This is a genomic window from Undibacterium hunanense (assembly GCF_014284335.1).
GTDB classification, from domain to species: Bacteria; Pseudomonadota; Gammaproteobacteria; order Burkholderiales; family Burkholderiaceae_D; genus Undibacterium; species Undibacterium hunanense.
The window spans coordinates 234,654-257,008 of the sequence record NZ_JACOGF010000004.1 but is presented as its reverse complement, the minus strand read 5'-3'; the positions used below and the strand labels follow the sequence as shown (position 1 = coordinate 257,008).

At 52.4% G+C, this 22,355-nt stretch carries 19 protein-coding genes; 3 read left to right on the top strand and 16 right to left on the bottom strand.

The features are described from left to right. Positions 1 to 22 precede the first annotated feature (22 nt). From H8L32_RS09890 to H8L32_RS09880, 3 genes are all read right to left on the bottom strand, one after another. The gene (locus tag H8L32_RS09890) at positions 23 to 388 is read right to left on the bottom strand and encodes a response regulator transcription factor (protein WP_186947024.1); all 366 of its coding nucleotides are present in this window, start codon (positions 386 to 388) and stop codon (positions 23 to 25) included. Between the two features lie 34 nt (positions 389 to 422). Continuing rightward, positions 423 to 815, bottom strand: coding sequence for a response regulator (locus tag H8L32_RS09885; protein WP_186947023.1), 393 nt, complete (start codon positions 813 to 815; stop codon positions 423 to 425). A 127-nt stretch (positions 816 to 942) separates the two neighbouring features. Beyond that, the gene (locus H8L32_RS09880) at positions 943 to 1,095 is read right to left on the bottom strand and encodes a rubredoxin (RefSeq protein WP_186947275.1); all 153 of its coding nucleotides are present in this window, start codon (positions 1,093 to 1,095) and stop codon (positions 943 to 945) included. Between the two features lie 169 nt (positions 1,096 to 1,264). On the opposite strand from H8L32_RS09880, the gene thiD reads away from it, so the two are divergent. Together thiD and hemL are read left to right on the top strand one after the other, a co-directional pair. Continuing rightward, positions 1,265 to 2,080, top strand: coding sequence for a bifunctional hydroxymethylpyrimidine kinase/phosphomethylpyrimidine kinase (gene thiD, locus H8L32_RS09875; RefSeq protein WP_186947022.1), 816 nt, complete (start codon positions 1,265 to 1,267; stop codon positions 2,078 to 2,080). A gap of 82 nt (positions 2,081 to 2,162) precedes the next feature. Then, a complete protein-coding gene (gene hemL / locus H8L32_RS09870) occupies positions 2,163 to 3,443 on the top strand; it encodes a glutamate-1-semialdehyde 2,1-aminomutase (RefSeq protein WP_186947021.1) in 1,281 nt (426 codons plus the stop codon). Positions 3,444 to 3,677: 234 nt separating this feature from the next. Here the strand turns inward: hemL and H8L32_RS09865 are convergent, their stop codons facing one another. Further along, positions 3,678 to 4,955: an amidohydrolase family protein gene (locus H8L32_RS09865; RefSeq protein ID WP_186947020.1), complete on the bottom strand. Its 1,278-nt coding sequence runs from the start codon at positions 4,953 to 4,955 to the stop codon at positions 3,678 to 3,680. Positions 4,956 to 5,056: 101 nt separating this feature from the next. Here H8L32_RS09865 and H8L32_RS09860 point away from each other — a divergent pair, with 101 nt between their 5' ends. Beyond that, a complete protein-coding gene (locus tag H8L32_RS09860; RefSeq protein ID WP_230412138.1) occupies positions 5,057 to 6,061 on the top strand; it encodes a LacI family DNA-binding transcriptional regulator in 1,005 nt (334 codons plus the stop codon). A gap of 96 nt (positions 6,062 to 6,157) precedes the next feature. On the opposite strand, the gene H8L32_RS09855 is transcribed toward H8L32_RS09860, so the two are convergent. From H8L32_RS09855 to H8L32_RS09800, 12 genes are all read right to left on the bottom strand, one after another. Next, the gene (locus H8L32_RS09855; RefSeq protein ID WP_186947019.1) at positions 6,158 to 6,709 is read right to left on the bottom strand and encodes a YggT family protein; all 552 of its coding nucleotides are present in this window, start codon (positions 6,707 to 6,709) and stop codon (positions 6,158 to 6,160) included. A gap of 90 nt (positions 6,710 to 6,799) precedes the next feature. Further along, entirely contained in the window at positions 6,800 to 7,609 is an 810-nt protein-coding gene (locus tag H8L32_RS27700) for a histone (protein ID WP_230412137.1), read from the bottom strand. 593 nt (positions 7,610 to 8,202) lie between these two features. Next, positions 8,203 to 9,381, bottom strand: a complete 1,179-nt coding sequence (locus H8L32_RS09845; RefSeq protein WP_186947017.1) for a ribonucleotide-diphosphate reductase subunit beta — start codon at positions 9,379 to 9,381, stop codon at positions 8,203 to 8,205. Between the two features lie 134 nt (positions 9,382 to 9,515). Next, positions 9,516 to 12,431 carry a ribonucleoside-diphosphate reductase subunit alpha gene (locus tag H8L32_RS09840; RefSeq protein WP_186947016.1) on the bottom strand — a complete coding sequence of 972 codons (2,916 nt, stop codon included), beginning with the start codon at positions 12,429 to 12,431 and terminating at the stop codon, positions 9,516 to 9,518. A 514-nt stretch (positions 12,432 to 12,945) separates the two neighbouring features. Continuing rightward, entirely contained in the window at positions 12,946 to 14,391 is a 1,446-nt protein-coding gene (locus H8L32_RS09835; RefSeq protein WP_329605171.1) for a sigma-54-dependent transcriptional regulator, read from the bottom strand. Continuing rightward, on the bottom strand, positions 14,388 to 16,145 hold the full coding sequence (locus tag H8L32_RS09830; RefSeq protein ID WP_186947015.1) for a sensor histidine kinase: 1,758 nt from the start codon (positions 16,143 to 16,145) through the stop codon (positions 14,388 to 14,390). Before H8L32_RS09830 ends, H8L32_RS09835 begins: the two co-directional genes overlap by 4 nt. A 20-nt stretch (positions 16,146 to 16,165) precedes the next feature. Continuing rightward, positions 16,166 to 16,414, bottom strand: coding sequence for a PP0621 family protein (locus tag H8L32_RS09825; RefSeq protein ID WP_186947014.1), 249 nt, complete (start codon positions 16,412 to 16,414; stop codon positions 16,166 to 16,168). Beyond that, entirely contained in the window at positions 16,411 to 17,220 is an 810-nt protein-coding gene (locus tag H8L32_RS09820) for a cytochrome C assembly family protein (RefSeq protein ID WP_186947013.1), read from the bottom strand. Before H8L32_RS09820 ends, H8L32_RS09825 begins: the two co-directional genes overlap by 4 nt. A 118-nt stretch (positions 17,221 to 17,338) precedes the next feature. Then, positions 17,339 to 18,688, bottom strand: coding sequence for a sigma-54-dependent transcriptional regulator (locus H8L32_RS09815; protein WP_186947012.1), 1,350 nt, complete (start codon positions 18,686 to 18,688; stop codon positions 17,339 to 17,341). A 64-nt stretch (positions 18,689 to 18,752) separates the two neighbouring features. Further along, positions 18,753 to 20,555: an ATP-binding protein gene (locus H8L32_RS09810; protein WP_186947011.1), complete on the bottom strand. Its 1,803-nt coding sequence runs from the start codon at positions 20,553 to 20,555 to the stop codon at positions 18,753 to 18,755. Between the two features lie 185 nt (positions 20,556 to 20,740). Beyond that, on the bottom strand, positions 20,741 to 21,538 hold the full coding sequence (locus H8L32_RS09805) for an ABC transporter ATP-binding protein (protein ID WP_186947010.1): 798 nt from the start codon (positions 21,536 to 21,538) through the stop codon (positions 20,741 to 20,743). 1 nt (position 21,539) lies between these two features. Then, positions 21,540 to 22,337, bottom strand: coding sequence for an ABC transporter permease (locus H8L32_RS09800; protein WP_408058858.1), 798 nt, complete (start codon positions 22,335 to 22,337; stop codon positions 21,540 to 21,542). Positions 22,338 to 22,355: the final 18 nt, after the last annotated feature.

The window sequence follows — 22,355 nt, the reverse complement described above, 5'->3', positions numbered from 1 at the left end:
GAAATGGAGCTATCAATCCTGATTAGCCGAGGGCAGAAATCTTTGCCAGCAGCTCAACCGGATCAATCGGCTTGACCAGATAATCACGCGCTCCCTGACGCAAACCCCAGATACGGTCGGTTTCCTGATTTTTACTGGTGCAGATGATGACTGGCACATCTTGTGTGTCCGGGTCTTTGGCAATCGCACGTGTAATCTGGAAGCCATTTTGACCTGGCATGACTACGTCCATCAAAATCAGTTGTGGCTTGTCTGCCTTGATTTTTGTCAGAGCTTCTTCACCGTTTTCAGCTGTTGATACTGAAAAACCATTTTTCACCAGTACATCGGTCAGGAAATAGCGTTCTGTTGGAGAATCGTCTACTACCAGTATTTTTTGAATGGCCATCTTGTTTTACCTCACATTAACTTACTTTATATAACTAGGTCGCTGTCGCGTAATGCCTTACTGTTTTCAGCAGGCTATCTTTTGTAAATGGTTTGGTCAGATACTCATCCGATCCAACCATGGCACCACGAGCACGGTCAAACAGACCGTCTTTGGAGGACAACATAACTACTGGTGTGCTCCGGAATTTCGCACTTTTTTTAATGAGAGCGCAAGTTTGATATCCATCCAGTCTGGGCATGAGGATATCGCAAAAAATCAGGTCCGGATGAGAATCATTAATCTTGGCCAACGCTGCAAATCCATCCTCGGCCAAAATCACCTGATATCCAGCCTGCCCAAGAAAAATCTCGGCGGAACGACGTATGGTACTGCTGTCGTCGATTACCATGATTGTCAAGCTCGCGCTGCCTGTCAACGTTGACATAAAATCATCTCTTCCCTGCAGTATTAAGGTTACATATCACTGTAACAAAAAATAGCACTTTTGCGCTTTTTTTCCTTGAATAAACATGCGAAGCAACATCAAAATCGTGAAATAGATCAGTTTATTATCAAATTGCGACCATTTCGAAATCTTCTTTGCGTGCACCGCACTCCGGACAGGTCCAATTCATGGGTACGTCTTCCCAACGGGTACCGGCTGCGATGCCATCTTCAGGCGAGCCTTGCTCTTCGTCATAGACCCAGCCACAAATCAAACACATCCACGCCTTGAAACCACCCTTTTCCGTTACCGTATCAGTCACGACTAAAACCCTTCAATCAAGTAAAATATTGAAACTGCTGCAAATATTCTGTTTGCATTGTGTTATTAATGGCATTTGCGCGAGTAATTTAAGTCCCCACGAAGTCAGCTATATTAATCTACCCAACGTGCAAAACCAAATTTCTCCACTAATACTTAGTTTTGGCGCCTCCGATCCGGTGGCCGCTACCGGCATCCCGGCCGATCTCGCTTCATTTGCGGCCATGGGTTGTTATGGTTTACCAGTCATGACTGCCATTTTAACTGGCGACACGGCACAAATCGATGATTTACATCCACTGGAAGCCGATCTGGTCGATGAACAGGCCCGCAGCGTACTCGAAGACATGCCGGTACTGGCATTCAAGGTAGGTCAGGTCGGCAGTGTCGAAAATGTCACTGTCATAGCCGAAATCGTTTCCGACTATCCCGAACTGCCCCTGATACTGGACCCGTTCAACGCCGTTATTATTGAACAGGGACCAGAAGCTGAAGACCTGGTACTGGCGATACGCGAATTGCTGATACCACAGGCCAGTCTGCTGATGATTTCTGCCGTCGAACTGTCACGCCTGGCAGAAACCTGGAAAGAAGGCGGCGAAAGCGAAGACCTGGCTGCCGATGCCATGACACTCATAGAATCCGGTTGCGAATATATATTGGTCACCGGCACCGCCAGCGACAGCAATGAATTCGCCAACACTTTATATGATCAGTCCGGCGTGATCAGGCATGACCTGTGGCAAAGACTGCCCGGCTCGCATGCCGGTGCCGGCTCCACCCTGTCAGCAGCCATCGCCGCCCTGGTGGCGAATGGCCTGGATATTCCTGATGCGGTGCTGGAAGCACAAGAATTTACCCATGCCGCCCTCAGCCATGCGCAAAGGCTGGGCATGGGCAGACTGATACCTGACCGTTACTTCTGGGCGCGAGAACCTGGCTAAGCTCAGGCACAAGCTCAAGCCCCGCCCTTTAGCGGACATCCCTTTTGAACCTGAATTGTTACACCACACTCTAAGCTCCATCATGACCGATAAAAACGATATCCTGTTTGCACGTGCCCAGAAAACCACACCCGGTGGCGTCAATTCCCCTGTACGTGCGTTTCGCTCCGTCGGTGGCACCCCGCGCTTCATCACCCGCGCCCAAGGCCCTTATTTTTGGGATGCAGAAGACCAGCGCTATATAGATTACATCGGCTCCTGGGGCCCGGCCATTGTCGGTCATGCCCACCCGGAAGTCATCAGTGCGGTGCAGGCCGCCGCCGCCCGTGGCCTGAGCTTTGGTGCCCCCACCGAAGGTGAAATCGAGATGGCAGAAGAAATCTGCAAACTCGTTCCCGGCATTGAACAGGTACGCCTGGTATCGAGCGGCACCGAAGCCACCATGAGCGCACTGCGTCTGGCCCGTGGCGCCACCAAGCGCGACAAGATCATCAAGTTTGAGGGCTGCTACCATGGCCACGCCGACTCTTTATTAGTCAAGGCTGGCAGCGGACTACTGACATTTGGTAACCCGACTTCGGCTGGTGTGCCGGAAGATTTCAGCAAGCACACCCTGGTGCTTGACTATAACAACAGTCAGCAACTGGAAGAAGTATTCGCTTCCATCGGTGATCAGATCGCCTGCATCATCGTCGAACCGGTGGCTGGCAACATGAATCTGATCCGCGCTACACAAGAATTTATCGATACCATGCGCAAGCTGTGTACCGCGCATGGCAGCATCCTGATTTTTGATGAAGTAATGTGTGGTTTCCGCGTAGGCCTGCATGGTGCGCAGGCACTGTATGGCGTACAGGCTGACCTGACTTGCCTGGGCAAGGTCATCGGCGGCGGCTTGCCGGTAGCCGCATTTGGTGGTCGCGCCGATCTGATGGGGCACATGGCACCTTTGGGTGGCGTGTATCAGGCTGGTACCTTGTCGGGCAACCCGGTCGCCGTAGCAGCCGGTATGACTACCCTGAAAATTATCCAGCAACCAGGCTTCTATGAAAACCTGACAGCACAAACCCGCAAGCTGGTGGATGGCCTGAGTGCCGCTGCCAAAGCAGCCGGTGTCACTTTCTGTGCCGATGCCGTGGGCGGCATGTTTGGCCTGTATTTTGCCAGTGAAGTACCAGGTTCTTATGCTGCCATGATGGCCAGCGACAAGGACAGGTTCAACCGTTTCTTCCATCTGATGCTGGATCAGGGTGTCTACCTGGCACCATCTGCCTTTGAAGCAGGCTTCGTTTCTGCACAACATGATGACACCATCATTGCCGAGACGATTGCTGCGGCTGAAAAAGCCTTCGCCCAACTCTGATCCCCGGATCATCTGTACCTACAAGGGGGCTTGCTAACCCAAGTCTCGCTTGGGTGCACCATGCGCACCATTTCTTGCCGACGCATACACTATTATCCATGAAACGCTACATCTCTTGTGATTGTTGACAAGAGGGGTGGTACGCGGAGCACACCCTACACGCGCACCTTACTACTCTGCTTCAGTAATGTCTTTGATGGCAATACTTGTTTATCCTAATTTCGCAATAGCCTCTCAGTTTTTCGATCTGAAATCCACCTGTCCTGGCCTGCCCGGCAAATTCAGATTCGCATGCGGTACAGGCGTCTGGCTGATGACTTTGCCGCGACGCAGCACGTGGGTGCGGGTAGCGCGCAAGCGTATCGCCTCAACCGGGTCGCTGGCATCAAGTATCAACAGGTCAGCATTGCAGCCCACTTCCAGTCCATATCCTTCCAGCCCCAAAATGCGGGCTGGTGCAGCCGTCACTGCCTGGAAGCACTGACGCATCGCGTCCTGCCCCGTCATCTGGGCGACATGCAAACCCATCTGTGCGACTTCCAGCATGTCGCCAGAGCCCAGGCTATACCAGGGGTCCATCACGCAGTCGTGGCCAAAAGCCACTTCTATCCCGGCCGCCAGCATTTCCGGCACGCGGGTCATGCCACGGCGTTTGGGGTAAGTATCGTGGCGGCCTTGCAAGGTAATATTAATAAGCGGATTAGCGATGGCAGCCACACCAGCTTCGCGTATCAGCGGCAATAACTTACTGACATAGTAATTGTCCATGGAATGCATGGAAGTAAGATGCGAGCCAGCGACCCGGCCCTGCATGCCCAGTCTGTGCGTATGATAAGCCAGGGTTTCAATGTGGCGCGACAGCGGGTCATCTGACTCATCGCAATGCATGTCGACCCGCAAGCCTTTTTCAGCAGCAAACTCGCACAGCAGGCGAACCGATTCTGCGCCATCGGCCATGGTACGTTCAAAATGCGGGATGCCACCGACTACATCAACCCCCATGGCAATAGCACGTTTCAGATTTTCCATGGCAGTCGCACTGCGTAAAATACCGTCCTGTGGAAATGCGACCAGTTGCAAATCCAGATACGGTGCGACCCGGCGCTTCACTTCCAGCAAGGCTTCCACGGCCAGCAAACGGTCATCACAAATATCAACATGGGAACGTATTGCCAGCAAACCGCGACCAACAGCCCAGTCGCAATAACGCATGGCTCTTTCCACCAGCGCCTCTTGCGTCAGCATGGGCTTCAGTTCTCCCCACAGGGCGATGCCCTCCAGCAAAGTGCCAGATTGATTGACGCGTGGCAAACCATAACTGAGCACCGCATCCATATGGAAATGCGCATCGACAAATGGCGGCGTGACAAGATTGCCATGCGCATCTATTTCTTCTGCACCTTTCACCGGCAAGGCCGCTGCCACTGCACTGATACGTCCATCCTGAATGGCAATATCCAGCCCACGGCGACCATCTGGCAAACTGGCGTTACGAATGACAAGATCGTTCATCAGAAATCTCTCTCTAGTTATTACACAATAGTTATTACATAAAATTTACGCCGCGAGCCGCATCCTGCGTCATAATCTTGACACAGAAAGGCAGGAATCTTATGGCAACAATGAAGCAAGTCGCAGAGAAAGCCCGGGTTTCCACGACCACGGTTTCTCACGTCATCAATAATACCCGTGTCGTCAGTGAAGATGCACGCGAACGTGTGCTGGCCGTCATCCAGGAATTGCGCTACATCCCCAGTGCCGTTGCCCGCAGCCTGAAAAATGACCGCACCCACACCCTGGGTATGATGATACCGAATAATTCCAACCCCTATTTTGCAGAAATCATACAGGGCATAGAAGACGCTTCCTTCAAGCTGGGCTATAACATCATCCTGTGCAATTCCTATGACGATCCAAAAAAACAGGCGGCCTACATCCGCGTGCTGATGGAAAAACGTATCGATGGCCTGATCCTGGTGTCGTCGGGGTCAGATGAAGAACTGACCCAGTTGCTGGCCGATGAAGGCATACCCAAGGTGCTGGTGGATCGTGAAGTGTCTGGTGTGGTGGCGGACTTTATCGAAGCCGACCATGAACAGGGCGGCTATGAAGCAACCCGTTACCTGATCGGCCTTGGTCACACACAGATTGCCTGCGTTGCCGGACCGGATATCCTGTTACCCAGTGGTGATCGCGTCACCGGTTACCGGCGCGCCCTGAGCGAGGCCGGGCTGGCCTTCAAGGCAGAATACCTGGTGCATGCCGACTTTACCAGCCAGGGCGGATTCAACGCCTTCCAGCAATTGCTGGGCTTGCCACAACGACCTACCGCCATCTTTGCCAGTAATGATCTGATGGCGATAGGCGGTATCTGTGCCGCCAATGAAGCCGGTGTCAGGATACCCGAATCCCTGTCCGTGATTGGCTACGATGATATTGCCCTGGCTTCATTCAGCACGCCACCACTGACCACTATTGCCCAACCGAAGAAAGATATCGGCAACCTGACGGCGCAGATTCTGGTGAATCGCATCGTCGATCCGGAAGCGCCATTAAGGCGTGAAATGCTGACACCGCAACTGGTCATTCGCCAGTCTACGTCCAGACCAGATCGTTAGCCTGATCAGCAGGGTGTCTATAGCATGATAAACAAGCAGAGCTGGCCGCAACCCGGCCAGCCAGCGATTGTTCGCCCTGGTCAGGCAGTATCTCACTTACAGCAGCATGAGCAGCTTGGGAAAGCCCTCGCTCAATACCTTATTTAATATCTGCAGGATGATCAGCGCCACCAGCGGCGAAAAATCCAGTCCACCCAATGGCGGAATCAATTTGCGCAATGGTGATAACAAGGGTTCATTCAAAGCCCGGATAAATGGCGCAAAAGGCGCCTGCGGGTTAACCCAGCTGAAAATCGCTTCCAGCACCAGCAAGGCCATCAATCCATATAAGATCCACTGCACCATGCGGAACACCGTGAGCAACAGAATAGCATTCCAGGAGAACTGGCCCATCAGCCAGAAATTCAGCGACATCGCCAGCAATGCCACCAGAAATGCGCCTATCAGTGTTGCCCAGTCATAACCGCGAAACCCCGGCACCACACGTCGTATGGGATGCACCAGCCAATCAGTCAGCTGGAAAATTGCCTGGGCCAGCCCCATGGGTGGCCGCACACGCTGCACCTGCATCCAGAAACGCAACAACAAAAACCCGGCGAACAGCCCTGTCACCGTATCAATGACAAAAGTGAAAATTTCATATAACACGATGCATCCTCAAAAAAAAACCCACTGCATGACGAATCAGACAGTGGGTATTGTGCCTGAATAAGACCAGGCAACCAAGCATATCAAAGATTATGCTGGGCGATTACCAGTTGGGAAAGGCCAAGCTGCGTTTGGACTGACAACGGTTTTTGCATCAGGTGTCGCTGGTTTTGCTGGAGCGGCCTTTTTTGCGGCTGGCTTAGCCGCGGCTTTTTTTGCGGCTGGCTTTGCTGCTGCTGGCTTTGCTGCTACTTTTTTAGCTGCTGCTGGTTTAGCTGCTGCTGGTTTAGCGGCTGGCTTGGCTGCTGCTTTAGCTGCTGGCTTGGCGACTGCTTTTTTAGCTGCTGGCTTTGCTGCTGCTTTTGTTGCCTTGGCTGCTGGCTTCGCTGCGGCTTTTGCTGCTGGCTTGGCGGCGGCTTTTTTAGCTGCTGGTTTGGCTACTGCCTTTTTAGCTGCTGGCTTTGCTGCTGCTTTTGTTGCCTTGGCTGCTGGTTTAGCTGCAGCTTTTGCTGCTGGCTTGGCGGCGGCTTTTTTAGCTGCTGGTTTGGCTACTGCCTTTTTAGCTGCTGGCTTTGCTGCTGCTTTTGTTGCCTTGGCTGCTGGTTTAGCTGCGGCTTTTGCTGCTGGCTTGGCGGCGGCTTTTTTAGCTGCTGCTGGTTTAGCTGCTTTGGCGGCTGGTTTGGCTGCAGCTTTTGCTGCTGGCTTGGCCGCTGCTTTAGCTGCCGGTTTAGCGGCTGCTTTTTTCGCTGCTGGTTTTGCTACCTTAGCTGCAGCTTTTGCTGCTGGCTTTGCGGCGGCTTTCTTTGCAGCTGCTGGTTTTGCTTTAGCTGCGGCTTTTTTAGCGGCCGGCTTCTTGGCTGCTACTGGTTCGTCTGGTGACGGTTGTGGTGCTGTTGCCATTTTGTTTCTCCTTCGATAGAGATGGAAAAAATCAGATAAAAATTAAATCCGCTCGATCCATTCAAGCGGATTATTCATCGGCACAAACAAGTTCGCTGTTTGCGCTAATGAATTCTGCACCGGCCGAACTGCTGCATCCCCTCTATTGATGTAGCACTTCAGCCATCATGGTTTGCCAAATGCCCGACGCTCCCGTCATGGCGCAAACCCAAAACCGCCGGCCAGAGCTAAAAGCCGACGTCGGTATCCTTTTGCGAAATACAAAGACCAATAGCCACAATACCCAGTTTCGCCAGGTATTGCGGCACTAACAGTTCAAAGCAATTTAATCTATGACTGTCCATTCAGTTTGGTGAGGCCTCTCGCGTTTTACATCTTGTGCAAACTTATGAGTCATCCACAGGTTTGTTCTGATCAACTTAGATAATCATTTAGTGATTAACCCTGTTTGCCCGGTTTCCAGAAATGTCGCATTACCTTCGCAATGCGCATATGAAGCAAAACTTCATTTAATCAAGACTGGCTTTACATCACATCAGAACTTAGCTGTACCGGCTTGCGGTGGTCGCTGTTCAACAGCATTGTTCCTTCACCTATTCCCAGTTAAGGGCTCCGCCAGTTTGATACTCAATTACACGTGTCTCAAAAAAGTTGCGCTCTTTTTTCAGGTCTATCATTTCACTCATCCAAGGGAAAGGATTTTCTTCCTGAGGGAACAGCGCTTCGAGACCAATTTGTTGTGCGCGGCGATTTGCAATGAAGCGTAAATAACCTTTGAACATTGGTGCATTCAAACCGAGCACTCCACGCGGCATTGTATCCTCTGCGTAACGATATTCCAACTCCACAGCACGCAAAAACAACGATTTAATTTCATCGCGAAATGCTGGAGTCCACAAATGCGGATTTTCCATCTTAATTGTATTGATCAAATCGATCCCGAAATTGCAGTGCATCGATTCGTCGCGCAGGATGTATTGGTATTGTTCAGCCGCGCCCATCATTTTATTTTGACGGCCAAGCGCCAGAATCTGCGTGAAGCCGACATAGAAAAACAGGCCTTCCATCAGGCAGGCAAATACGATCAGGGACTTGAGCAAAGTCTGGTCTGCCTCTGTGGTGCCGGTCTTGAATTGAGGGTTGGTCAGCACATCGATGAAAGGAATCAGGAACTGATCCTTGTCGCGGATAGAGTCCACTTCATTGTAGGCATTGAAGATTTCTGCTTCATCCAGACCCAGCGATTCAACGATGTATTGATAGGCGTGAGTATGGATAGCCTCTTCAAACGCCTGGCGCAACAGGTACTGGCGGCATTCTGGCGCAGTGATGTGGCGGTAGGTACCGAGCACGATATTATTGGCAGCGAGGGAATCGGCAGTCACAAAGAAACCCAGATTGCGTTTCACCAGACGACGTTCATCTTCTGTCAGGCCATTCGGGTTTTTCCAGAGCTCAATATCACGCTGCATATTGATCTCTTGCGGCATCCAGTGGTTGGCGCAACCTGCCAGGTATTTATCCCAGGCCCATTTATATTTGAAGGGAACCAGTTGATTGACGTCGGTGGTGCCATTGATGATACGTTTGTCGGCGGCATTGACACGGCGAGCCACGTCTTCGGGAGAAACCACGACCGGTTTGCTGACCAGCGCCGGATTCAGGGCGACATCCTGCGCCTGCGAACGCTGCTGCAAATCCATACCACCCACATGACGTGGTGCTGGCGCTGCCGGGGCTGCCGGCGTGACTTCATCATCCCAAGATAACATTATTTATTTCCTTACTTTTGTAACAGCTTGTATTTTCATGGGAAGAAGCCTGGCCTGCACCTCTTCCCGCAACCTTCAGATCTTGCAGCTCACCCCGACACTTGCTGGCGATTTATTTGCTGCACATTTACCACTTACTGGCAGGCTTCGCACTCTTCAAAGCCGGCATCACCAGGACGCAGCATGCAGGCTGGGCCATCGGTCTCTTGCGCTGCCGCTGATACGCTGGCTGGTGCCGCAGCATAGCCACCGCTATTGCCATCCACCGACACCGCATTCAATGCACCGGTTTTGCTGGTGGATTTTTCAGTGTGCGTTGCACCAATCGTGCGCAGGTAATACGTGGTTTTCAAACCACGCAACCATGCCAGCTTGTAAGTTTCATCCAGTTTCTTGCCGGATGCGCCTGCCATATAGATGTTCAGGGACTGCGCCTGATCTATCCATTTTTGACGACGCGAAGCAGCTTCCACCAGCCAGGATGGGCTGACTTCAAATGCAGTTGCATACAGGGCGCGCAGGTCTTCAGGGATACGATCAATACGTGCCAGGCTGCCGTCAAAGTATTTAAGATCGGCAATCATGACTTCATCCCACAGGCCACGGTCTTTCAGATCGCGCACCAGATGTTCATTGATTTCTGTAAATTCGCCAGACAGATTCGATTTCACATACAGGTTCTGGTAAGTCGGCTCGATACAGGCAGACACACCAATGATGTTGGAAATGGTCGCCGTCGGTGCAATTGCCACGCAGTTCGAATTGCGCATGCCAAATTGCTTGATGCGATCACGTACCACTGTCCAGTCCATGCTTTCCGAGAAATCGGCTTCCAGGTAACCGCCACGTTCTTCAGCCAGCAGCTTCAGGGAATCTTGCGGCAAGATGCCACGGTCCCACAGCGAACCACGATAAGAACTGTAACGGCCACGCTCTTCTGCCAGCTCGGTCGATGCCAGGTAAGCGTAATAGCAAACGGCTTCCATGGAAGTGTCAGCAAACTGTACGGCGTCCATCGATGCATAAGGAATGCGCATCATGTGCAGGCAATCCTGGAAACCCATGATACCCAGACCAACAGGACGGTGACGCAGATTGGAATCACGTGCCTTCTTGACTGCATAATAGTTGATGTCGATCACGTTATCCAGCATGCGCATGGCTGTGCTTACAGTTTTTTTCAATTTAACGTGATCCAGCTTGCCATCTTTCATGTGGGCAGGCATGTTAACCGAACCCAGATTACATACGGCGATCTCGCTGTCGTTGGTGTTCAGGGTAATTTCTGTACACAGGTTGGAGCTGTGAACAACGCCGACGTGCTGTTGTGGTGAACGGATATTGCAAGGATCTTTGAACGTGATCCATGGATGCCCAGTTTCAAACAGCATGGACAACATCTTGCGCCACAGGTCCAGTGCCGGGATTTTTTTCGACAGTGTCAGTTCGCCACTGGCCGCTTTCGCTTCATACGCGACATAAGCCTGCTCGAAGGCTTTGCCATATTTGTCGTGCAGATCCGGTACGTCGGAAGGTGAGAACAATGTCCAGTCACCTTTTTCCATGACACGCTTCATGAACAGATCAGGGATCCAGTTCGAGGTATTCATGTCATGGGTACGACGACGGTCATCGCCGGTGTTCTTGCGCAGGTCGAGGAATTCCTCAATATCCATGTGCCAGGTTTCCAGGTAGGCGCAGACTGCACCTTTGCGTTTGCCACCCTGGTTCACCGCCACGGCTGTGTCGTTGACCACTTTCAGGAAAGGAACAACACCCTGGGATTTACCATTGGTGCCTTTGATATGCGCACCGAGTGAGCGTACCGGTGTCCAGTCATTACCCAGACCACCCGCATATTTTGCCAGCAGTGCGTTTTCTTTAATGGCTTCGTAGATGCCATCCAGATCATCGGCCACGGTCGTCAGATAGCAGGAAGACAGTTGTGAACGCTGGGTACCGGAATTGAACAGGGTCGGTGTCGAGCTCATGAAATCGAAACTGGACAGCAGATTGTAAAATTCTATGGCGCGGGCTTCGCGATCAATTTCATTCAGGGACAGGCCCATGGCCACACGCATGTAGAAAGCCTGCGGCATTTCAACGCGGGTACCACGAATATGCAGGAAATAACGGTCATACAAAGTTTGCAGACCGATATAACCAAATTGCAGATCACGGTCAGCAACCAGGGCATTCGCCAGTTTTTTCAAATCAAACTGCGCCAGTTTGGCATCCAGCAGATCGGCTTCTATGCCTTTCTTGATGAATTTCGGGAAGTACTCTACGTATTCTTCTGCGGCATCCTGTTGCGCCACTTCCTTGCCGAACACTTCTTTACGGACTGTATGCAACAGCAGACGCGCTGTGACCTGGCTGTAGGCTGGTTCTTTTTCCATCAGCGCGCGGGCAGCCAGGATGGCGGATTTATACAGTTCTTCTACCGGTACACCGTCGTACAGATTCTTCAAAGTCTCGGCCAGAATCGCATCCGGATCAGCCAGTTTGTCCAGACCCAGGCAGGCAGCGGCAATCATCTTGCGCACTTCTGCCACATCCAGTGGACGCGGCTGACCATCAACGATGACATTCAATTGTGGCGCAGCAGATTCTGCCTGACCAGGGACATCATGCACGCGACGACGTTCTTCCATGCGCTTGGCACGGTACAACACATAAGAACGGGCGACATCATGTTCGCCGGAACGCATCAGGGCCAGTTCAACCTGGTCTTGCACATCTTCTATATGGAAGGTACCGCCGGCTGGCTGCCTGCGCAACAGCGCAGCGACCACACTGGCCGTCATCTGTTCCACCAGTTCACGGATCCTGGCGGATTCGGCACCGTGTCCGCCGTTGACCGCCAGAAAAGCCTTGGTCATGGCAATAGCGATTTTGGACGGTTCGAAGCCGACCACGGAACCATTACGGCGGATAATGCGATATTCGCTGTAGCTGTTCAGGTTGGCGACAGCAGGTGCTGTGGTCGCATTCAAAACCGATCCCAGATCTGGCTTGGACAAAGTGGATATTTCAATAGAAGAGTGCATTGATCCTCCGGATGCAGTGTTATTTTTTCCCATCAACGCCAGGAATTGGCAGGGTCGCTGATGGTTTATGGATTAAAACGGGTATTACGCATTACAGTTCATGGCCGGACAGCCGACACATCTATCCGACTATTTTGTTCATATCAATTACTAAATCAATTGCAAATCAAGAAGGGAAATTGAACCAGGGCAAGAAAACAAACAAAATCAGCCAAACCACTACATATAGTGCGTTAATTTTTATTTGCCCTAATTCTAGTGCCGCATCGGTGCATATGCAACCGCTTTACATGTAAATAATGGAATTATTTTTTTGCGCAAATGCAGGATAAGTGATTGACATGGCAAAAAACGCGCAGAAGACTGGCGCAGATACGCAAGTGGGCACTAACGTGCGATATCCATGCGGGGAATGTGGTTGAATATGGTTGAATGTGGCAAAACCGTAAGCGCGCCTGTCAATGCAAAGGCTGCGAACAGGCGCAGAGCTGCGCCGGGTCAGTGCCAGGATTTTCTATTCCTGGATTTTCAATTTTTGTATCTGGTAGCGCAGTTGCCGAAAACTGACGCCCAGCAATTCTGCTGCCTGGGTGCGATTGTTCTTGGTCTGGCTCAAGGCGCGCCTGATCATTTCGCGTTCCACATTTTCCAGATACTCAGGTAGTGAGCAGGGTAAATCCGGTGCAGTAAATACATCCGCCGGGAAACCTGCATCCATCACAGGACGGCTGTGAACCACAGCGTCTACGTTTGAGACGGGCAACAAAAATGGCTCGGCCAGTTTCCTGGTACCACGCAGTGCGAGGTCGGCCACCTCGATGCAGCCATCATTGGCAAAGGCGATGGCGCGTTCAAGTATGTTTTCCAGCTCGCGTACATTACCGGGAAAATCGTAGCTGATCAGGGCATCAATCGCCGGTGATGACATAGTGATGTCTGTGCCGGTGAGTTTCTTCAAAATGCTGGAGGAAAGTTCAACGATGTCTTCCAGTCGCTCGCGCAAAGGCGGCAAATGCAGCTCGATGACATTCAGGCGGTAATACAGATCCTGACGGAAACGTCCTTCTTCGACACATATCGCCAGATTCTGATGGGTGGCGCTGATGATGCGCACGTCCACTGCCTCTTCCACGGTGGCGCCAACCTTGCGCACGCGGCGTTCCTGTATGGCGCGCAACAACTTCACCTGCATCGGCAAAGGCAGGTCGGCCACCTCATCCAGCATCAGGGTACCGCCGTTGGCAGCTTGGAAGAAACCGTCGCGGTCATCGGCAGCACCGGTGAAGGCCCCCTTGCGGTAACCGAAAAACTCGGCTTCCATCAGATTTTCTGGTATCGCACCACAGTTCACGGCAACAAAGGGCTTGGCCGAGCGGGCGCTGATGGTATGAATTTCTCTGGCAGCCAGTTCCTTGCCACTACCCGATTCACCGGTAATGATGACTGGAGCCATGCTGCGTGCCAGGCGGCTGATCTGCAGGCGGACTTCCTGCATGCCCTGTGACTGACCGATGAGGAAAGAATTAAAAGTACTGGCCAGCTTTGCCGGTGCTGCCTGCTGCTCTTTCTGTACTTCATTGGTTTGCAGGGCAGATCTGACCAGTTTGCGTAACTGATCCAGCGCCACCGGCTTCGACACATAGTCAAAAGCCCCGGCCTTGAGCGCAACCACGGCGTTGTCGGCACTGCCAAAAGCGGTAATCACGGCAATCGGTGTGTTCTTATATAGTGTACTGACTTCCTGCACCAGTTCCATGCCCGATCCATCGGGCAGGCGCATGTCAGTCAGAACCAGGGCATAACTGTGTTTGAGCAGTTGCTGCCGGGCGATGGCGAGGTTTTCTGCGCTATCTACATCCAGGCCCATTTTGATGAGCGTAATTTCCAGTAATTCACGCAGATGCGCCTCATCATCCACAACCAGGATGCGGGGGCAACTCGCAACATCATTCATACTCATGCACTATATCCTGAGAAATTAATCACAAAGCGCCCGCTGGGCTCGTTCTTGCCATCGTCCATCTCTTCAACGCGGTATTCATAATCCAGTAATGCATGATTGTTCAGGCACAACTCCCTTGCCATATACAACCCCAGCCCGGTACCCATGCGTGAAGTCGTGTAAAAAGGCTCGAACAAATGGGCTCTGACATCATAGGGAATGGCCGGGCCATCGTCCTGTATATGCAGCTCCTGCCTGCCGGTGGCATTCACATGCGCATATAAACGTATGCTGCCAGGCTGTCCACTGGCATAGCGTATCGCATTCGATAATAAATTCAAAACAACTTCACGCAAATGGCTGGGATCAAAACTGACCAGGAAGTTTCTTTCATCTTCAACGGTAATCAAATCCGCAGCCAAGCCCTTGGTTTCGGCAAAATCCTGCACCATGACTCTTATGCTGTTAACCAGATAATAAGGTTCAACATCGGGCTGGGCCTTGCGCGACAGCTTCAGGATGTCTTCAATCAACTGGTTCAGACGCGATACATTGTCGTCGACGATTTTCAGCAGGCGTGCCGCCTGTGGCTTGTCAGCCCCCAGATTATCCAGATCTTCATTCAGCAACGAAGCTGCATACGAGATTGACGACAATGGATTACGCACTTCATGGGCAATGCTGGCAGTCAAACGCCCCATGGAAGCCAGCTTCAGTTGCTGGGCCTGGTTTTCAATATCCGATACATCCTGCATGAAAATGATGGTATAAGTTCCGACCTGCCGGGGCATGCCAGCCACGTTAACACCCTTCACGGCAACAAAGCGCAGCTTCAGGTGGGTAATAAAATGCGGGCGCTCGCTACGGTCATACAATTCGGTTTCTGTTACCCCGACCTTGGCTTCTGGTCGCACGTCGTCAAGATAGCAGCGAATGGAAACAAAGGAAATTTCCTCATCTTTCTTGCGGTCCTGCAGCACATTGCGATTCTGCATGGAACTTAAAATCTCGACGATGGGACGCAAGGCTGAAATATGGGCCAATTCTACGCCGACCATTTCCTTGGTCAGGTTACCGCCCAGCATGCGCACCGCCGCCGGGTTGATTTCAAACATGCAGCCCGACTGATTCAGTACCAGGATGCCATCGCCCATATCGGCAATCACCAACTGGTTGATGGCCTGCTGTATGGCCAGGGCATTTCCGCGTTGCGTCGCCAGATGTTCCTGGCGTATCACGTTATTTGCCAAACGACTGACGACATACACCACGGCAAAATAAGTGGCGCCATACAAACCGGCCTGCGACAGGGGAGTACCTACTTCCAGTTGCAGGAGGCGATACACGCTCTCTGACAACAGGAACAAGACGACGATGGAGGTAAAAAAGAAGGCCCATACCAGGGGGCTGAGAATGGCAGCGCCTGCCAGCGGGAACAGATACAGAATACCCAGGCCGCTTTTGCTGCCACCACTGGCAAAATACAGGATGGAAATCACCGTGATATCGACCAGCATCTGTAGCGTTAACTGCCACATGAAACGACGCCGGTACAAAAGCTTCAAAATGACGAAGCCGAACGATGCCCCGAAATACGCCAGGCAGATATCGCGCACCAGCAAATGTTCGGCCACCCAGATATCCCTGCCGCTGCGCAAGCTGAGCAAGGCCAGCAGGCTGGCAGCAACCACGATACGCGACCCGTTCAGGGTCTGCAATGAACGCCAGAATGAGTAGCTGGGTTCAGCGTCCGGGATATAGGTGTCAGGCATGGTTCAGCCTACCGTCGCTTTCATGCATGGTCGGCATGCGCCTGTGAGCAATATATCTGCTCACCAACATATATGGCTTCGGATGCCGGCAGATACACCTGGCAATGCGCGCAGCACACCATGGTTTCGGCTTTCGCGGCTGGCCTGCTGGCTGCCTGTTCCGGCGGCGGGTGTTGCCTGGCCTGGGCCTGATCCAGCGTCGAGCGGGCTTTCTTCTTCAGGGCCAGTATCACCAGAACCGCCAGCACCGCCCATAGCAGGAAATTCATGCGAGGCTCCTGTGCAGCAACACTTCCAGCACAAAGCGGCTACCGACATACGCCAGCAGCAAAGTAATGAAGCCTGACAGGGTGAAGCTGAGAACGGTCTTGCCACGCCAGCCTTTCCAGAAACGGCCCGCCAGCAAAATCGCAAACAACAGCCAGGACAATAGAGACAAGAGGGTCTTGTGATCCCACTTGAAAGCCACGCCCAGCACCTGTTCAGAAAAAATAACACCTGACAAGACCGTCAGGGTCAGCAGTACAAAACCAAAAATGATGAAACGGAACAGGATTTTTTCCATGGTCATCAGGGCCGGCAGACGCTCTATCAAGGTCTGCAACCATTGACGCTGCCTGATGCCACGCAATTTATGTAAATGCTTATCCTGTATCGTCATGACGACGGCATGGAAAGCGGCTATGGTCAGCGTGCTATACGCCAGCATGGCCACAATCACATGCCAGGGGAACATGGTGGTTTTACCGTTCAAGGCTATCAGGCTGCCGGGGAAAAATCCCGGCAATATGGCCATCAGGGCAGCATTCGGCATCAGCAGAAAGCGCAAGCCTTCCAGTGAGAAGTTGCGATTTTCCAGCCAGCAGACAAATACCGATACCCACAATGCCGCCGACAGCATGACGGCAAACCCCACCCGCAGCGCATGGTCAGAAAAAATGGTCAGCCACAATGCCGCCCCATGCACCAGCCAGCCCAGTGTCGTTGCAGTACTGATCAGCAGGCGCAGACGCCCCGGCAACAAAATGCTCAGTATATATAGGGCAGCAGCAAGAAAGGATAGATAGATTTGCATGGAACAAGTTTACACCATGTCTTGCCAAAAGTCGGATTAAGCACAGGAAAGCATGGTTATTTCCTGCGCAAGAGCAAACCTGGCAAGGATATCCACCTGGCTGTTTACTCTGCCGACGTCAGGTTGGAGTCAGATTAGACAAGGTTTTTTGATATTTTTTCATTTTGTCATACAGGGTCTTTTTGGGGATACCCAGTGCCTCGGCAGCGCTTGCCACATTGTTGCCGCTGCTTTCCAATGCCGCCTGTATCAGGCTGGCTTCATAGGCATCGATTCTTTCCGGCAGGCTGGTGGCCGTGCTATCCGGGCCACTGTCAAGATGAAAGCGCTGATCGGCAAATTCGGCTACACCCAGCACCAGTTGATCGGCAAAATTGCGCAATTCACGTACATTCCCCTGCCAGTCGGCCTGCATCCAGTGCTGCATCTGTGCTGGTGACCAGCCGGGTACCGGTTTTTGGTAGCGCTGTGCTGCCCTTTGCACAAAATACGACAGCAGCGAGGGAATATCTTCGCGTCTCTCATTCAGCCTGGGCAGATTGATGCTGATGACACTCAGACGGAAATACAGGTCTTCGCGGAATTGCCCTTGCGCACTGAGCTTCAGCAAATCGGTCTTGCTGGCAGCAATCACGCGACAATCCAGTGCCACCGATTGATTACCACCCAATCTTTCCAGGCTGCGCTCCTGCAAGACACGCAGTAATTTGATTTGCAGGTTCAGCGGCATACTTTCAATTTCATCAAGAAATACCGTACCCCCGTGCGCATATTCCAGTTTGCCTATGCGGCGTTTCTGGGCACTGGTAAAAGCACCGGCTTCATGGCCAAAGATTTCGCTTTCAAATACAGCTTCAGGCAAAGCCCCGCAATTAATGGCGACAAATTCGCCCTTGCGACCACTGGCCAGATGCAGTTGCCGCGCCACCACTTCCTTGCCGGAACCGGTAGCACCATTAATCAGCACATCTACCTGGGCCGGACCTATGCTGTGAATGAACTTGCGTACCCGCTCCATCTGGGCGCTCTTACCTATCAGGTCGGGCGTGCTGGCATGGCTGAGCCAGGATGATTTCAGCTTGCGGTTTTCCATGACCAGGCGACGTTTCTCCTGAGCCCGCAAGCAGGCATCCAGCAGGCGTTCGGCGGCAAACGGCTTTTCCAGGAAATCATAGGCACCATGGCGCATCGCGTCGACCGCCATACTGACATCGCCATGGCCGGTAATGATAATGACCGGCAATTCATGGTCGATGGCCCGGACTTTTTCGAGTACATCCAGACCAGATTTTCCCGGCAGGCGCACATCGGTGACGATGATGCCGGCAAAGTCTGCTTTCAGGTATTGATCAGCCAGTTCGGCACTGGCGCAGGCAGTCACTTCGAAACCACCGAGCTCCAGCGTCTGTGTGGTTGCCAGGCGCACTGCCTGTTCATCCTCTATTAATATAGCCAGCAAGCCTGTCATGGCGTTTTTTCCTTGGACAAATGAAGTGGTTTGAAACAGGTGGAGCGCAGCGAATTCATATCGCTCAGGATGACAGATAAACAGGAATACAGACGATAAACTCCGCCCCACCCTGTTCACGGTTACCTGCACTCAGGCTGCCATTCATGGCCTGCACGATGGATGAAGAAATAGCCAGCCCCAGTCCCAGACCCTGTCCCACTTCCTTGGTGGTAAAAAAGGGTTCAAATAAATGTTCTGCCACATGTTGCGGAATGCCCGTGCCGCTGTCGCTGATGACAATCCTGACCATCTGCTGGTCACTTTCCAGCCGCACCTGCACGTCCCTGACCTGACTGGCTTCCACCGCATCGAGAGCATTGCGTATCAGGTTGATCAGCACCTGTTCTATCCTGACGGTATCACCCAGCACCGTAGCTGGCTGTCCGGCCAGTATCTGCAAATGAACGCCGCGCCGCTCTATTTCACTTTGCAGCAAGGACACAGCCGACTTGATGGCCAGCGGCACATCGACCACAGCAATCGCATTCGGGCTTTTTCTGGCAAAGCCTTTTAACTGCGCAATGATACTGCCCATGCGCTCACTGGCATGACTGATATGTTCCAGATTGGCCTGCGCCTGTTCATGCCTGCCACGGTTCATGAAAGTAATGGCATTGTCGGCAAAAGCCCGTATGGCAGTCAGCGGCTGGTTCAGTTCATGCGTGATGCCGGTCGCCATTTGTCCCAGCATGGCCAGCTTGCCAGCCTGCACCATTTCATTCTGGGTGGAGCGCAGCAAATTCTCGGTCTGCTTCAGCTTGCGGTACTTGGCTTCCAGTTCTTCATTAGCCTGCGTCAGTTGCCGGGTGCGCTGGGCGATGTGCAGTTCCAGTTCATCGGCTGCCTGCTTCAATGCCCGTTGAGCCAGACGCCCTTCTTCCAGGCGACGCTGGCGCTGATCGTAAAAAGCCGCAAAAGCCAGTACGATGACCAGTATTAAAGTCACCAGCAATGCTGTCTGCAAACCTGCACGCAATACCTTGCCCTGGTCCGGAAACAGCATCAACTGCCATTGCAGTCGCCCTATCGGACGCAACAGATAATCATCAAAACCTTTTTGCTCAATCAACGGCAGTTGCGCTACCGGTGCAATGCTTTTACCGCCATATTGCAGGGTATCTTTCAGGTTTTGCTGCACCGTATTCGTCAAAGGTTTGAGACTATGATACTTCCATGCTTGCCGGTTACTCAAAAACACCACGCCCTGGCTATCGCTGAGTGCAATTGGCTCTTCGCTGCTGTGCCAGGCTTGTTCAAATTCATCCAGGCTGATCTTGACGGCTATCACACCCAGAGGTGGCAAGCTACCACGCTTGCTACCGGGTGGATAAACGGGCTGTGAAATGAAATAGCCTGGAATACTGGTGGTATTGCCTATTGCATAAAAATGCCCCGGTCTGGCAGCCCCTATCGCCTCGGAAAAGTAAGGCCGGAAGCCAAAATTCTGCCCCATGTAACTTTGACTGCTGGCCCAGTTGCTGGCGGCAATCGTATTGCCCTTCACATCCATCAGGTAGATGGCTGCCACCTTGGCCTGTTCTGCCAGCTCTTGCAGGTTTTGGTTCAGGGTCTGGATAAGCACTTTATCCTTGCTATTCAGCAGAGCCTGGGTGGTCAGTGGCAGATAAGAGATGGCAAAAGGCAGGGTCTCGTAACGTTCGAGCACCGATTCGATATCCAGCGCGATGATCTGCAACTGTCGGTCTCCGGCAAGCTGTATGTTTTCCTTGGCAGCCCTGGCTGCATATAAATAGCTGACCACCACCAGCAAGACTGCCATGAACGCGATACCAAGCATCACCAGACGGCGCTGGTGAGTACTCATGCTGTTTGGATAGCTGGATGTCACGTGCACTTATTCATCCACGCAAGGCTCAGTCGCCATGTCTGTCAATCTTGATGTATTGAAAAGGAGGTGGTTCTGCAAGGAAGACAGACAATCATTCTACATCCTCTATTATAAGAACTTGCGCGAGGCCGGTCATCCGACCTCGCGCTAACCGGATCAGACTAATCTACCGCTGCCATCTTCAATTCATCATTATGATGCCTTTGCTGCTCTTCCATGACCAGTTGTCCCAATTCCCGCTTGAGTGTGTTGAAGGCGGGGTCGGAAGGATCGCGCAGACGTGGCAGCTCTATCAGTAAATCCTTTTTCACCGTACCTGGCCGGTAAGTCATGACGACAATCCGGTCGGCCAGATAAATGGCTTCTTCTATACTGTGCGTCACAAAGATGATGGTCTTTTTCAGTTCGGACCAGATACGCAGCAATTCATCCTGCAGATTGCGACGTGTCAATGCGTCCAGCGCACCGAAGGGCTCGTCCATCAGCATGATGGGCGAATCCAGTGCCAGCACGCGGGCGATGGCCACCCTTTGTCGCATACCACCAGACAAGTCCTTGGGGAAGCGTGCCTTGAAGTCACTTAAACCCAGCATGCCCAATAAACTGGCGACACGCTGCTGGATTTCTGCCTTGCCCATGCCCTTGATTTCAAGGCCAAAGGCAATATTCTGTTCCACCGTCATCCAGGGGAACAGTGCATATTCCTGAAACACCATGCCACGATCGGGGCCAGGGGCTTTGACTATCATGTCATTGGCGTTAATGCTGCCGGAAGTAGGCAGGGAAAAGCCGGCAATGGCGTTCAACAAGGTCGATTTGCCGCAGCCGGAAGGGCCAAGCAGGCATACAAACTGGCCTTCCGGTATCTCCAGGTTGATATCCCGCAAAGCCACGACTTCCTTGTCGGCGGTTTTAAAAATTTTATTCACGCCTTGAATTTTGATATGGGTATTGCTCATCTCAGTTCTCCAGTCCACGGTGCCAGCGCAGCAAATAATTGTTCAGTTTGTTCATCGCCAGATCGATTGCCAGCCCCAGCAAACCTATGCTGAACATGCCGGCGATAATTTTGTCTGACCAGAAATATTCACGCGCTTCCAGAATACGGAAGCCCAGGCCATTATTCACAGCGATCATTTCCGATACGATCACGACGATGAAAGCAGTACCTATACCTATCCTGACGCCAGACAGAATGTAAGGCACGGCTGCGGGCAACATCACACGCAGGAACATGGTGGACTGGCTGGCACCCAGATTACGCGCAGCTCTGATATAGATGCCGTCAACATGACGCACACCGGCGATGGTATTCATCAGTACCGGGAAGAAAGCACCGATGGCGATCAGGAAGATTGCCGGCGGATTACCCAGACCAAACCACAAGATGGAAAGAGGAATATAAGCGATGGGGGGAATCGGGCGCAATACCTGCAGCAGCGGATTCATCCATGCATAGGCACGCTGACTGGATCCCATGGCCAATCCCAGGGGCAAGGCCAGACCTGCACCGACTACAAATCCGACTACCACCCGATACATGCTGCCCATGGTATCGCGTATCAGTTCGCCAGAAAAAGCCCAGGCCAGCCAACTGGTGGTGGCCACATCACGTGCTTCATACGGTGACGCATACTCTATCCACTTCTTGACCACCGCCACAGGCGAAGGCAGTACCTGCGCATTGACCCAGCCCATGCTGGTGACAAATTGCCAGATTACAATCAAAATGACAGGCACGATCAAGCCCGCGCCCATTTCACGCCATTTGAATTT

What these genes read in the sequence shown, in the direction of transcription:
- H8L32_RS27700 (WP_230412137.1), bottom strand. Translation starts at nt 7,609, where the DNA reads ATGGCAACAGCACCACAACCGTCACCAGACGAACCAGTAGCAGCCAAG.
- H8L32_RS09835 (WP_329605171.1), bottom strand. Translation starts at nt 14,391, where the DNA reads ATGAGTATGAATGATGTTGCGAGTTGCCCCCGCATCCTGGTTGTGGAT.
- H8L32_RS09880 (WP_186947275.1), bottom strand. Translation starts at nt 1,095, where the DNA reads ATGTGTTTGATTTGTGGCTGGGTCTATGACGAAGAGCAAGGCTCGCCT.
- H8L32_RS09840 (WP_186947016.1), bottom strand. Translation starts at nt 12,431, where the DNA reads ATGCACTCTTCTATTGAAATATCCACTTTGTCCAAGCCAGATCTGGGA.
- H8L32_RS09890 (WP_186947024.1), bottom strand. Translation starts at nt 388, where the DNA reads ATGGCCATTCAAAAAATACTGGTAGTAGACGATTCTCCAACAGAACGC.
- H8L32_RS09810 (WP_186947011.1), bottom strand. Translation starts at nt 20,555, where the DNA reads ATGAGTACTCACCAGCGCCGTCTGGTGATGCTTGGTATCGCGTTCATG.
- H8L32_RS09800 (WP_408058858.1), bottom strand. Translation starts at nt 22,337, where the DNA reads ATGGGCGCGGGCTTGATCGTGCCTGTCATTTTGATTGTAATCTGGCAA.
- H8L32_RS09830 (WP_186947015.1), bottom strand. Translation starts at nt 16,145, where the DNA reads ATGCCTGACACCTATATCCCGGACGCTGAACCCAGCTACTCATTCTGG.
- H8L32_RS09820 (WP_186947013.1), bottom strand. Translation starts at nt 17,220, where the DNA reads ATGCAAATCTATCTATCCTTTCTTGCTGCTGCCCTATATATACTGAGC.
- H8L32_RS09860 (WP_230412138.1), top strand. Translation starts at nt 5,057, where the DNA reads ATGGCAACAATGAAGCAAGTCGCAGAGAAAGCCCGGGTTTCCACGACC.
- H8L32_RS09845 (WP_186947017.1), bottom strand. Translation starts at nt 9,381, where the DNA reads ATGTTATCTTGGGATGATGAAGTCACGCCGGCAGCCCCGGCAGCGCCA.
- hemL (WP_186947021.1), top strand. Translation starts at nt 2,163, where the DNA reads ATGACCGATAAAAACGATATCCTGTTTGCACGTGCCCAGAAAACCACA.
- H8L32_RS09885 (WP_186947023.1), bottom strand. Translation starts at nt 815, where the DNA reads ATGTCAACGTTGACAGGCAGCGCGAGCTTGACAATCATGGTAATCGAC.
- H8L32_RS09805 (WP_186947010.1), bottom strand. Translation starts at nt 21,538, where the DNA reads ATGAGCAATACCCATATCAAAATTCAAGGCGTGAATAAAATTTTTAAA.
- H8L32_RS09815 (WP_186947012.1), bottom strand. Translation starts at nt 18,688, where the DNA reads ATGACAGGCTTGCTGGCTATATTAATAGAGGATGAACAGGCAGTGCGC.
- H8L32_RS09865 (WP_186947020.1), bottom strand. Translation starts at nt 4,955, where the DNA reads ATGAACGATCTTGTCATTCGTAACGCCAGTTTGCCAGATGGTCGCCGT.
- H8L32_RS09825 (WP_186947014.1), bottom strand. Translation starts at nt 16,414, where the DNA reads ATGAATTTCCTGCTATGGGCGGTGCTGGCGGTTCTGGTGATACTGGCC.